This window comes from Syntrophotalea acetylenivorans, from assembly GCF_001887775.1.
In the GTDB taxonomy this organism is placed as follows: Bacteria; Desulfobacterota; Desulfuromonadia; order Desulfuromonadales; family Syntrophotaleaceae; genus Syntrophotalea_A; species Syntrophotalea_A acetylenivorans.
In genome coordinates, this window is the sequence record NZ_CP015519.1 from 2,112,330 (window position 1) to 2,124,502 (window position 12,173).

Genomic DNA, 12,173 nt, shown 5'->3' on the forward strand with positions numbered 1-12,173 from the left:
TACCAAAGGACCAAGAAACGAGTGGGACTTTTCACAAGGAAAAGTCCCACTTTTCAACCGTTCTTAAATCTAGAATCAACGCCCCCTCTCGGGGAGATTGATCCGATCAGCATGTTTCGATATTACTCGTCGCGCTCGTAGTCAACGATACGTGCTGCAACGGTCTTGATGCTGAGCAGGTCGGAGTAGTTGATGTTGTTGCCCAGGTAGTTGTTGCCATCGGTACCGCAACCGAGGGTCAGTGAAGGCGGCAGCTTGTTGTAGATGAGACCAACGGAGCCGTGTACCGCAGGCTGGTTGAGGAGCAGACGGTTAGCCGGGATTTCCATGGCGAACTTGTCGAGAATTTCCTCGTCCTGAGCGTGGACAACGGCGGTGTGACCGGCGCCGCCCCACAGAAGCTGCTTTTTAGCTTCGTCGATAGCGGTGTCGGTGTCCTTGAAGCAGATGTAGCCGAGAACCGGGGAGAGCTTCTCATGGCTGAACCAGTCTTCCTCACCGATGCAGGTCAGGGGCACCAGCAGCAGCTTGGCGTCTTCGGGAATCTCGATACCGGCCAGCTTGGCAATGGCCTGGGGAGACTTACCGACGATCTGCATAGCAGGAACGCCGCGTTCCTTGTCGAACATGACGGCTTCGAGCTGGGCTTTTTCTTCCGGCTTAACCAGGTAGGCGCCGCGCTCGATCAGAAGCTTAACGGCTTCGTCGCAGGTGGCCTGGTCGTCGAAGATCATCGACTGGTCGGAGGAGCAGATGGTGCCGTTGTCGAAGGTCTTGGAAGCGATAACGTTGTTAACCGCAACGCTGAGGTTAGCGGATTTGGAGACGAAAACCGGGGTGTTACCGGCGCCGACGCCGATGGCGGGGTGGCCGGAGCTGTAAGCAGACTTAACCATAGCGTTACCGCCGGTGGCAAGAATCAGGTTTACGTCGGGATGGTTGAACAGCATGCCGGTAGCTTCGATGGAAGGAGTATCGATCCACTGAATGCAGTTTGCAGGAGCGCCGGCGGCAACAGCTGCGTCGCGCATGAGCTCAGCAGCTTTAACGCTGCACTTTTGAGCGCGGGGATGACAAGCGAAAATGATGGTGTTACGAGTCTTCATGGCGATCAAAGACTTGAACATGACGGTAGAGGTCGGGTTGGTGGTCGGAGTAGCGGCCGCCAGTACACCGAAAGGCTCGGCAACATACTTGACGCCTTCTTTTTCCTCGATAACGCCAACGGACTTCTTGTCTTTGAAGTACTCGTAAACGATGTGAGCGCCGAGGTGGTTCTTGATGGCTTTGTGATCAGCCCGGCCGATGCCGGTTTCTTCAACGGCCATTTCGCCGAGCATGACTTCGTTAGCTACGCTGACCTCATCCATAGCCGCGGTAATCTTGTCGACCTGCTCCTGGGTGAAGGTCTTGAACTCGTCAGCAGCCGCCCGAGCATTGGCCACCAATTGATCGATCATTGCCTGTGCCATACCTAATTCCTCCTAGTTCTTGTGTTGTTGAAGCTTTGCGCTTAACCCGATTGCCAAAAAGTGCCTACGAGATAGAGCAACAATTAAAAAAAAGAGACAGGGGAGCATGCACGTCTTGCGTCCTTACGGCCGCAGATGCAATATCCTCCGACTCCTTTCCAAATACGGGAGGCGCCACCGTTTCCAGTGAAACCCACAGCCCACCTCCCCATAGCGTCAAGCCTTAGGGAAGACAGGTCAGAGCCGAACCCGCCTGCTTGCCTTAAATGTGCTACAAACAATCACTACATTTAATGCTCGTTAGGCGATATTCCATAATTTGTACCACACACATTTATACCAAACCGACTTCTCTCGCGCAAGAAAAATAATTGTTATTCTCAGCCTTAAGCAGGCCTCTCCCTACACCTGCCGAGGCCTGCTTTTAGGCATTAAAACAGGGTTTTCTAATGCGTTTTTACTGCACGGATCAAACTCAGCACTAGCATCAAAATCACCGACTATAAAAAAAGCGCGCCGGTCAGGAGGGAAAAACCGCGCGCGCAAAAAAATTCTTAGACTGATTTGTTAGTGATCTAGCTTTGATTTTAGTCTACCACCGCCGACATCCTTTGCAAGAGACTTTCAAGGGCGTTTTGTCCAGTTGGGCAGCATAGGTTTATGCTCGACCTGAGCAACAGTCAGACGAATGATGAAACGGGCACCCAATTCCCCGTTCTGCACTTCGATATCACCATGGTGATGCTCGATGATTCGATGGACAATAGATAATCCCAGGCCTGTGCCATCCTGACGTGTGGTAAAAAAGGGATTGAAAATGTTCCTCATCACTGAGGGCTCAATTCCGCCGCCCGTATCCTCCACCTCCAAGGCTACCGCCGGTTCGCCACGAAGGTGCGCAGAATAGGCCCTGACGGTCAATGTGCCACCTGATGCCATGGCCTGACGCGCATTGCCAACCAGGTTCAGCATCACCTGACGTAACTTCTGTTCGTCTCCTTGAATCGGTGGTAAATTATCAAGAATTTCCTTCTGCAAAGAGATTTCCGCCCTCTGCAAGGCCTCCGCCTCCAAAACCAAAACCTCTTCAAGGATCTCGACCAAATGGCAATCGACTAAACAGAGCATCTGCTTTTTGGAAAAGGCCAGAATATTGCCCAGCATCTCTTCCATGCGCCGCACTTCCCGAACAATGATCTGACTGTATTCTCCCGACTTGCTGTTCGCAGGCAACAACCCCGCCAGACGATTGGCGTAACCACCGACGGACACGAGAGGATTGCGCAGCTCATGAGTCACCGAAGCGGCTGTCTCACCCAAAGCCGCCATTTTTTCCCCCTGAATCATCTGCTCCTGGGTTTCACCCAGATGGCGATGAGACTCTTCCAGGCGCTGCATTAACAAGCTGTTTTCCATCGCTTGAGCTGCCTGATTGGCAAACAGTTCAAGAAAACGCCGCCGCTCCGGCGCAATCTCTATGCTGCTGCCCGGAGAATCGACAAGCAACACACCAAGCACTTTGCCGTGACCAATCAGGGGAGCGCAAGCACAATGCCCGACACTGAATAGTTTTTTCAAATCAGCAAAGGAAGGGGTCGTTTGTTCATAGTCTGAAACCAGCACGACCCTTTCCTGCAACACAGCCTGGACCAGAGGATGCTCACTTTGCTCCAGCGACAGACGTTGTTTGCACACCTGACGGCAAAAGGGGTCCTGTCGTTGTACCGAACGTACCGCCTTGGTGACCCGTGGTTTATCCCAGGCGCCGAGCCCCTTGGACGACGGCAAAACAGCACTGGCTTCCGCGCGGCTGACCCCCAGCATCCCTTGCAGAAAACCGCTCCGTTCATTGACCAGAAAGAGCATGGCCCGCTCAAAACCGGCTCCATTTTCAACGGTGGCGGCCGATAGCACCAAATGCATCAGCTCATCAAGGTGCAGGGTACTGTGCATGGCCCGAGAAACACGGTAAAGTAGAGAAATATCCTGCAACTCCGTGGCTTTTTCCTGAGAAAGTTCCGCCAATTTTTCGACCGCCGCCAGGCGTTCCATGGCCTGGGCAATCTGTTCTGCAATAAGCACCAGCATACCTTGCGCAGCCTGATCGGTAGCCAAAGCCAGGGGGCTGGCATGAGCCTGTTCGACAATGGTGAACACCCCCCAGGTGTGCTGCTGAAACACCAGCGGAACCGATGCAGCAGCAGCCGGCAATAGCTCGCTATGCTCAACCGCCACACAGGACTGCTGCTTGAAAACAACCTTACCGTCGGCAACAACGCGCGCTGCAAGCTCTTCTTCGATGGCCAGCAAGGGGGTTCGCAACCCCTGCCAGGCCTTAGGAATTCGAACCGTCCGCTCACCAAGCAGGGTATTGCCGTAGATCGGCCGCAAAACAACACAAAACGCTTCCGCATGGCGCTCCACGATCCGACTGGCCGCCTGCAGAATCTCCTCCACCGTGCCAGCCTTATTCAGCGAGCGACCAAGGGCGGAAATCAGAGCCAACTGCGCCATGCGTCGCCGCTCACCTGCGGCAACCTGACGTCGCTGCAACAAACCGCTCACCTGCAGTGCGATTGTTTGACATAATTTTTCAAAAGAATGGGAGGATTGGAAATCGGAAGGGAGGGAAAGGTTCAGAACACCATGCAGCCGCAGGTGATCGAATAGAGGAACGGACAACTTTTGGTCTTGACGCACCAAACAACGACTGGCCAGAGCCTCGGCCGGACCATCTTCGACTTTGCAGCAGCAGGGCCGAAAGAGATACGGACCGGAGGCCGTAAGCCGTTCAACAAACTGCCGCGGCCGGTCGTCACAGAGTAACAGCTCGGACCCCTTAAGTCCGAACGTACTCACAAGCAGATGCAGTATATCCTTGCAGGCTCTCGAGAAGTCGGGTTCAGCCCTGTTGGCAATGCGCACCACATCACAGATAACGGCACAGCAATCAAGGCTCATAGCACCCTTCTTTAGTTGCCGAATACAAAGATCGACCTGGCAATAGCAGCCAGATCAACCTATCTTTTCTTTACGTTCCTGCTCGGTTTTACAGTCGATACAGAGTTCCGTTACCGGACGGGCCTTCAGGCGAGCGGCACCGATCGGTTCCTCGCAGCACTCGCAAGTGCCGAAGGTACCGTTTTCGATGCGAGCCAGAGCATCTCGAATCTTCATGATCAACCGACGTTCACGGTCTCTGATCCGCAACTCGAAATTGCGATCCGACTCTAAGGACGCCCGATCGGTAGGATCGGGGAAATTACCACCTTCGTCGGTCATCTCGGAAACCGTTTTGCCGGCCTCCTGAAGCAATTGTTCCAATTGAGATTCCAGAATCTTTTTAAATTCTTCAACCTGTGCTTGTTCCATACCAGTACTCCCTTACCAACATTAAGAAGGGGTAAATGTAAAAGAAAACCTATTTCAAGTCAACTAAAATGGCCGCGTTCAGGCATGCCCCTCAGCTACCGGCCAAAAACTGCTGACAGAGGATAAGCAAGGAAAAAACAACAGCAAACCAGCAGACAATGATGTTGCCATTATGGCACGGCGGGGCTTCAACCAACCCCTTCACCTCGTCACTGACCAAACCACTTGGGATCCGTTGCAACAGACTCTCAAACAGTGCCGCTACACCGCCATAGGCATTTGTCACCAGCAGAAAGGACTCACCGACCCACAGAGTGACGAACAGCCGTTTGCGCAAACAAACAGCTTCAACTTCGGTCAAATCAGCAAAAAGCATCCGCCGTCGCCGACCGATACGGCAGACGGTAATCCCTTCCTCGTCGAGCTCAATACGCCGCAATAGGTTGTCCGCCAACAAACCCGCCAGCAGCACCACCACACCGCCTACAAAGAGGATCTTACCGGTTGGCTGTCCCTGCAACAGGGATACGACCAACAAGGCAAGCTGGACCAGCAACAGAAATCCGAGGGGCAACAGCAAGGCCCGGCGTATCGTAAAGCTCATTCGCTCTGTCATCGATGTCATCCATTTTTCATCAAGGCCAATAAACCGGACGCCATATCTGCAAAAGATCAGGCGTTGCGCAGATAGGTACCACTCTTGCCGCCATGTTTTTCCATCAAGCGGATGGCGTGAATCTCCATTCCCTTATCGACAGCCTTGCACATATCGTAAATGGTTAAAGCTGCGCCTGAAACGGCTGTCAATGCTTCCATTTCAACGCCGGTATTTCCGGTAACACGAACACGCGCTTCAATTTCGACTCGCCCCTCTCCCGGATGGGGAAAAAAATCGATGGCAATGGAAGTCAACAACAGGGGATGGCAAAGGGGGATCAACTCGGGGGTCTTCTTGGCCGCCATGATGCCGGCTAAACGCGCCACCGCCAGCACATCGCCCTTGGAAAAATCTCCATCGAGGATCCGGCCCAGGGTCGACTCCTGCATGCGTACTTCACCGCGGGCAATGGCCAGCCTCTGAGTCGGGGTTTTGTCTCCGACCTCCACCATAATCGCCTTGCCTTCTTCGTCAAAGTGGGTCAATTGATCGCTCATCTCTTCTCCTTATCTGAAAGAAACCTTCCCCTTCCACTCACTGCAAAGAGGGAACTCCTTTTGTTTGAAAAACATTTACCTCGCCGGCGAACCTGATAAATCATTCGCCGATCAGTCAAAAATCCCATCCAGAACCTGTTGCACATTCGCCACCCCGCTTAGCTTCAACCCTGGTGGCGCTTCAAGGTTCTTCAGGTTGCCAGCAGGCAGGCAACAGCGTTCAAACCCGAGCCGAGCGGCCTCCATAACCCGTAATTCCGGCCGGGAAACGGCTCGTACTTCGCCGGCTAAGCCAACCTCTCCAAAGAGAATCAGGCGGGACGGAACCGGACGGTTAAGGTGACTCGAGGCCAGGGCCGCTACAATGCCGAGGTCGACAGCCGGTTCATCGAGGCGAACGCCCCCGGCAACGTTGAGAAAAATATCTTGAGCCGTTAAAGGAAGACCGATTTTCTTTTCCAGAACGGCTACCAGCAACGAAACGCGATTATGGTCTATACCGATGGCGGTGCGCCGTGGAGTACCGAAGGAGGTACTGGAAACCAGAGCCTGTAATTCCACCAGAATCGGTCGGCTCCCCTCAAGGGACGGCACCACCACGCTACCCGCCGAGTCCTCGGGTCGCTCGGCGAGAAACAGTTCCGAAGGATTGGAGACCTCGACAAGTCCCCGTTCCTGCATCTCAAACACACCGATTTCATTGGTCGAGCCGAAACGGTTCTTGACAGCCCGCAAAATCCTATAGGGGTGGCCGGCGTCGCCTTCAAAGTACAAAACCGTATCGACCATGTGCTCAAGCATGCGCGGCCCGGCGATGGCCCCACCTTTGGTGACGTGGCCGGCGATAAAGGTCGAGACCCCCTGCCCCTTGGCCAACAGCATCAGTCGACCGGCGCATTCACGCACTTGGGCGACGCTGCCGGGAGCCGATTCGAGGGCGGCGGTAAAAATGGTCTGAATGGAATCGACGACCAGAAAACGAGGCTTCAGCTCCTCGACCCGTTCGAGAATAGCTTCCAGGGAGGTTTCGGCGCAGATGAACAAGTCGCTTGCTTCGACTCCGAGCCGAGCCCCGCGCAATTTTACCTGTCGAGCTGATTCCTCGGCGGTAACATATAAAACGGAATCACTGGCGGCAAGGCGATTGGCCGCCTGCAGCAGCAGAGTCGACTTGCCAATTCCCGGGTCACCGCCAATCAGCACCAGTGAACCAGGCACCACGCCGCCACCGAGCACCCGGTCGAATTCACCGATGCCACAGCAACTGCGATCCTCTTCGGCAGCAGCAACATCAGCAATACGTTGGGCTGGAGCTGCTGCCGAAACAGACCGGCCCTTGCCAGACGGAGCACCACGCAGCTCTTCGGTCAAGGTATTCCACTGACCGCAATCCGGACAACGACCAAGCCATTTGGGGCTCTGGTAGCCGCACTGCTGACAGCTATAGATGGTTTTCTGCTTCACATCCATCTCCCCGGGAGGGTATCGAGCTTAACGGGCCGAAATAAAACTGGCTGTTCGAGGGCAGGTATTCGAGAATTTGAGCGCGAATAGCAGGGCTATTTGTCGAAAATTATCGGAAACATGGACCGGTCAGGCAATTTTGCAATCGGGTCATGGTAAGTCTTGCCCCTCATGATAACGGACCATTCTAGGTCCTTTAACCGGACGCTGTCAACGACTGCAGAGGCCTGGCGCTGGACGCATCCGGTATCGGTCTGCTAAAATAGGCATTTGCAGCCCAGACCGGCACTTCGAATAAACTGTTAAAGGATCACCAACCATCATGTTAGAAAACCGCATAATTCGCATTATTGAGGGCATTGTCGGAGAGCAGCACGTCTCCACCGCCGACACCGACCGACTGTGTTACTCCTACGATGCCACCCAACGCCAGCATCGCCCCGATGCGGTGGTCTGGCCGAGCAACGCCAAAGAAATCAGCCTGCTGTTGAAAATGGCTAATGCCGAAGGGATTCCCGTCTACCCACGGGGCGCCGGCAGCGGTTTCACCGGTGGCAGCCTGCCGATCCATGGCGGTTTGGCTCTCGTACTGACCCGCCTCGATGCGATTCTGCGTATCGATGAGGAAAACCTGATAGCGGAAGTCGAGCCCGGGGTGGTAACCCGTCAGCTGCAAAAAGCGGTCGAAGCCCTTGGTTTGTTTTATCCTCCCGATCCCGCTTCGTTGAAATTCAGCACCTTGGGCGGCAACGTCGCCGAATGTGCCGGCGGCCCTCGCTGTGTCAAGTACGGTGTTACCAAAGATTACGTTCTCGGACTGGAAGTGGTCACCCCCCAGGGAGACATTATCCGTACCGGTGGCGAAACCATGAAAGGCGTGGTCGGCTACGATCTGACCAAACTGCTGGTTGGCAGCGAGGGGACCCTCGGCGTAATCACCAAAATCATCCTCAAGCTGTTGCCCTTGCCTGCAGCCAAAAAAACGATGCTTGTACTGTTCGATTCCATCGACGGTGCCGCCCAAGCCGTAGCCGCCATCATTGGCGGCAAAATTATCCCCACCACCCTGGAATTTATGGATGGCACCACCATCGACTGCGTACGGCGGAACACCGACCTGGAATTGCCGCAGGCGGCCCGGGCGGTGCTGATCATCGAGGTCGATGGCGATTCGGCCCTCATCGAAAAACAGGCTGAAACGATTCTAAAGCTGGTAAATCCTCTCGGCGTGGTCAACACCTGGGTAGCGGCCAACAGCGAAGAGAGCGAAGCGATCTGGCAAGTGCGCCGCAGCGTATCACCGAGCATGCGAAAGGTTAACCCGGACAAGTTCAACGAGGATATCTGCGTGCCTCGCAGCCGCCTGCCGGAAATGATCCGCACCATTGAAGCGATCAGCGACAAACTACAGATTCCCATTGTCAACTTCGGCCATGCCGGCGACGGCAATATCCACGTCAACATCATGGTCGACACAGCCGAACCGGGCCAGGAACAGAAAGCCAAACAGGCCATCGAAGAGATCTTCGCCGCCACTCTCAAACTGGGCGGCACCATGAGCGGCGAACACGGTGTCGGCGTGACCAAGGCACCTTATATTCCCATGGAACTGGACCCGGCCGCTGTTGCCTATATGAAGGCTATCAAGAAGGCCCTCGACCCCAACAACATCCTCAACCCCGGCAAGATCTTTCTGCAGGACTGAAAAGATCCAGGCCGTTGCGAAATACTATGAAACGATTAGACCGACATAAAACCCTCGCCGATTATCGCCAGCAGATGGATCAATGCGTCAAATGCGGGGTCTGCCGAGCCCACTGCCCGGTTTTTGGCGAAGAAGGCCGCGAGGCGGTTGTGGCCCGCGGCAAGGTCACTCTGGCCCATGCTCTGCTCAACAAAGAGATAGAGCCTGATCCGCTGCTAAGCGAAAACTTTTCCAAATGCCTGCAATGCGGCAAATGCGTCCGTCGCTGTCCCACGCAGGTACCGGTGGATGACATCGTGCTGGCCGCCCGTCGGGAAATCGTCGCTCGTCGCGGCCAATCCCTGTTTGGGCGCAGCCTGACATCCCTGTTGCGCCGGCCACGCCTGATGCATCTATTGGCAGGCAGCGCTCGCCGCGCCGCTCGCCTGCTGTTTCGACGGGTACCGCAGAAAAGCGGCTTGCGACTGCGCTTTCCGGCCCCCTTTATCGACCGCCAACGCAGCCTGCCAGCATTGGCAAAAAGGCCCTTTCGCCGCCGCCATCCCGAGTTCATTGCCGGTCAGCCGGACCAGCCAATAATCGCTTTGTTCACCGGCTGCATGGTCAACTACCTGTATCCGGAAATCGGCGAAGGAGCTTTAAAAGCCCTGGCCGCCCTCGGCTTTAACGTGATTATCCCCAAAGACCAGGGCTGCTGCGGCCTACCTGCCCTCTCCGCAGGGGACGGCACCAGCGCCAGCGAACTGGCGGCCCGAAACCTGCGGGCCTTTGGCGAACACCAGCCGGACCAGATCGTCACTCTTTGCGCCTCCTGCCATAGCGGTCTGACCCACCACTTCAAGGACCTCGGCCCCGACTACGAGGCCTTGGCGGAGCGGGTCGTCGATATCAACGACCTGCTCGTCAGCCAGGGGCTGGAAGAAGTTCTGCAGCAATTACCGCAAGCAACCCAAAAGCCGAAGGTCACAGTGCATACACCCTGCCATCTGCGCAACAGCGGTCTCGACGAACCACCCAAAAAATTATTGGCCGCTCTACCGACTATCGAACTGGTGAAGATGAACAAGGCCAACGCCTGCTGCGGCCTGGGCGGCACCTTCTCCGTCCATCACTACCAAACCAGTCGTCAACTCGGTGCGGCAAAGGCCAACGCGGTCAAAGAAAGCGGCGCCGATCTGGTAGCCACAGCCTGTCCCGGCTGCATCATGCAGTTGCAGGACAGCCTCGATCAGGCGGATTTGCCGCAGCGAGCCTGTCATGTGCTGGAGTTGGTTGGAGAGGCGCTGGAGGAGAAATCGTAATACCGGCGGCGCCCAAAGACGTGGGAGGGGCTTTAGGTTTTACGTTTTACGCCTCACGATTTACGGTTTTCAACCCCTGAGAGTGCCGCCGAACGCAGGGATTTTAATCCGGAGAAGAAAGACGTCTGAGCGTAGCGAATCTCGTCTTTCCCGGATTAAAATTTCCGAAGTGAGGGGACCCGCCAGAGGCGGGCCAACGGTGGGGCCGCTTTCTTTTGCTTACTTTTCTTTCGTCGGTACAAAGAAAAGTAAGCCGCCCGGCCGGGCGGAACCGGCCGACTTTAAAGGCTGGTGTGGATCACTTCTCCAATCACAGGAGGCAATACAATGAAACTTTTTTTGATTGGGCTATTACTGCTTGCTGCAACAGGCACCGCCCTGGCAGTTTACCGCAGCCAGAGCATTACCTATTCCGGAGGCGGCGCGGGAGCCGTCGTTTTCAGCGGCGAACACCATTCGCAACCCTGCTCGAATTGCCACAACCCGGAGGTCTTTCCCCAGATGCAGCAGGGCGCAACACCCATCACCATGAAAGCCATCGGCGATGGCAAACTTTGCGGAAGTTGCCACAATGGCAGCCAGGCTTTTACCAGTCAGGGCAATTGCCAGCGCTGCCATGACCAGCCATAAGCCAAAGAATCGGCAACCCGTACAAACGAGAACGGGGCGCCAGTTGGCGCCCCGTTTGTTTTTTAAACGATGATTAGAGATAGCATTAACCGCCGATGCCATGCATGCGGCGTTTGCCCTGCCGAAATTTGTCTTCGCCGATGTGATGCCGCTTGGGCTTGGCACAGGCGGCAGTTCGCAACAACGCCTCCAGCTCCTCATCGGAGGCCTGATGACGCAGTGCATCGCGCATATCGAGTTCTTCGGTGGAAAAGAGACAGGGACGTACGCGACCATCAGCCGTAAGACGCATGCGGTTGCACTCGCCGCAGAAGTGATCGGAGATGGCCGGAATCACACCGATCCGTCCCGGGCTGTCGGGATAATGAAACATGCGAGCCGGACCACTCGGTCCCTGGCGCAGCAAGGGGATCAGCTTAGCAACCTTGCCTAATTCTTCGAGGATCGCTGTCGCCGGAAACATATGCTCGGGGGTAAAATCGAGTCCGCCACTGACCGGCATGAACTCGATAAAACGTATTTCCCAGGGATTTTCCAGCGCCAGGCGGGCAAAATCACCGATTTCATCGTCATTGACCCCTTTAAGAGGCACCATGTTCACCTTAAGGGGAGTCAGGCCGGCCGCATCGGCCTCGTACAATCCAGCCAACACCTTGTTCAGTCCCGGACGGCGGGTAATATAGGTAAAGCGGTCCTCACGCAACGAGTCCAGGCTGACATTAACCCGGGAGAGTCCGGCTCGGCGCAGATCGGCAGCCATTTCCGCCAGCAACAGCCCGTTGGTGGTCAGGGTGATTTCCGGCCTTGTCGGCAAAGCCCCCAGCTCCCGGATAAAATCGACGATACCCCGACGCACCAGAGGTTCGCCGCCGGTCACTCGAATCTTTTTTACTCCGCAGCGGGTAGCGGCATGGGCAACCCGCAGCAACTCCTCATAGGAGAGAACATCCACGTGACCGATGGCATCGACTCCGTCGGCCGGCATACAATAGCGGCAACGCAAATTACATCGATCAGTAACAGAGAGTCGTAGATACTCTATCTTGCGCCCGAAAGTGTCTTTCACGGCGGCTC

10 protein-coding genes and 1 riboswitch are annotated in these 12,173 nt (G+C 55.5%); of the genes, 3 read left to right on the plus strand and 7 right to left on the minus strand.

Annotated elements, in window-relative coordinates; translation table 11 throughout:
* Positions 1–122 precede the first annotated feature (122 nt).
* The 6 genes from A7E78_RS09685 to radA all read right to left on the minus strand — a co-directional run bounded on the left by A7E78_RS09685 (position 123) and on the right by radA (position 7,463).
* Positions 123–1,472, minus strand: a complete 1,350-nt coding sequence (locus A7E78_RS09685; protein ID WP_072284024.1) for an aldehyde dehydrogenase family protein — start codon at positions 1,470–1,472, stop codon at positions 123–125.
* 135 nt (positions 1,473–1,607) lie between these two features.
* A riboswitch (molybdenum cofactor riboswitch) is annotated at positions 1,608–1,727 on the minus strand.
* Between the two features lie 369 nt (positions 1,728–2,096).
* Positions 2,097–4,433 carry an ATP-binding protein gene (locus A7E78_RS09690; protein WP_072284025.1) on the minus strand — a complete coding sequence of 779 codons (2,337 nt, stop codon included), beginning with the start codon at positions 4,431–4,433 and terminating at the stop codon, positions 2,097–2,099.
* Positions 4,434–4,487: 54 nt separating this feature from the next.
* The gene (dksA, locus tag A7E78_RS09695) at positions 4,488–4,844 is read right to left on the minus strand and encodes an RNA polymerase-binding protein DksA (protein ID WP_072284026.1); all 357 of its coding nucleotides are present in this window, start codon (positions 4,842–4,844) and stop codon (positions 4,488–4,490) included.
* A gap of 91 nt (positions 4,845–4,935) precedes the next feature.
* Complete coding sequence (locus tag A7E78_RS09700) at positions 4,936–5,460, minus strand: hypothetical protein (RefSeq protein WP_072284027.1); 525 nt, start codon at positions 5,458–5,460, stop codon at positions 4,936–4,938.
* 56 nt (positions 5,461–5,516) lie between these two features.
* Positions 5,517–5,999 carry a cyclic pyranopterin monophosphate synthase MoaC gene (gene moaC, locus A7E78_RS09705; RefSeq protein WP_072284028.1) on the minus strand — a complete coding sequence of 161 codons (483 nt, stop codon included), beginning with the start codon at positions 5,997–5,999 and terminating at the stop codon, positions 5,517–5,519.
* 111 nt (positions 6,000–6,110) lie between these two features.
* A complete protein-coding gene (gene radA, locus A7E78_RS09710; RefSeq protein WP_072284029.1) occupies positions 6,111–7,463 on the minus strand; it encodes a DNA repair protein RadA in 1,353 nt (450 codons plus the stop codon).
* A 322-nt stretch (positions 7,464–7,785) separates the two neighbouring features.
* Between radA and A7E78_RS09715 the strand changes: the two genes are divergently transcribed.
* The 3 genes from A7E78_RS09715 (at position 7,786) to A7E78_RS09725 (ending at position 11,099) form a co-directional block, all read left to right on the plus strand.
* Positions 7,786–9,168: an FAD-binding oxidoreductase gene (locus tag A7E78_RS09715; RefSeq protein WP_072284030.1), complete on the plus strand. Its 1,383-nt coding sequence runs from the start codon at positions 7,786–7,788 to the stop codon at positions 9,166–9,168.
* 26 nt (positions 9,169–9,194) lie between these two features.
* Positions 9,195–10,469 (plus strand): (Fe-S)-binding protein, encoded by a 1,275-nt coding sequence (locus A7E78_RS09720; protein ID WP_072284031.1) that lies wholly within the window; start codon positions 9,195–9,197, stop codon positions 10,467–10,469.
* Positions 10,470–10,796: 327 nt separating this feature from the next.
* Positions 10,797–11,099 (plus strand): c(7)-type cytochrome triheme domain-containing protein, encoded by a 303-nt coding sequence (locus A7E78_RS09725; RefSeq protein WP_072284032.1) that lies wholly within the window; start codon positions 10,797–10,799, stop codon positions 11,097–11,099.
* Between the two features lie 85 nt (positions 11,100–11,184).
* On the opposite strand, the gene moaA is transcribed toward A7E78_RS09725, so the two are convergent.
* Positions 11,185–12,165 carry a GTP 3',8-cyclase MoaA gene (moaA, locus tag A7E78_RS09730; RefSeq protein ID WP_072284033.1) on the minus strand — a complete coding sequence of 327 codons (981 nt, stop codon included), beginning with the start codon at positions 12,163–12,165 and terminating at the stop codon, positions 11,185–11,187.
* Between the last annotated feature and the right edge of the window lie 8 nt (positions 12,166–12,173).

Coding starts and splice junctions, on each gene's coding strand:
- A7E78_RS09685 (WP_072284024.1), bottom strand. CDS start 1,472: ATGGCACAGGCAATGATCGATCAATTGGTGGCCAATGCTCGGGCGGCT.
- A7E78_RS09690 (WP_072284025.1), bottom strand. CDS start 4,433: ATGAGCCTTGATTGCTGTGCCGTTATCTGTGATGTGGTGCGCATTGCC.
- dksA (WP_072284026.1), bottom strand. CDS start 4,844: ATGGAACAAGCACAGGTTGAAGAATTTAAAAAGATTCTGGAATCTCAA.
- A7E78_RS09700 (WP_072284027.1), bottom strand. CDS start 5,460: ATGACAGAGCGAATGAGCTTTACGATACGCCGGGCCTTGCTGTTGCCC.
- moaC (WP_072284028.1), bottom strand. CDS start 5,999: ATGAGCGATCAATTGACCCACTTTGACGAAGAAGGCAAGGCGATTATG.
- A7E78_RS09715 (WP_072284030.1), top strand. CDS start 7,786: ATGTTAGAAAACCGCATAATTCGCATTATTGAGGGCATTGTCGGAGAG.
- A7E78_RS09720 (WP_072284031.1), top strand. CDS start 9,195: ATGAAACGATTAGACCGACATAAAACCCTCGCCGATTATCGCCAGCAG.
- A7E78_RS09725 (WP_072284032.1), top strand. CDS start 10,797: ATGAAACTTTTTTTGATTGGGCTATTACTGCTTGCTGCAACAGGCACC.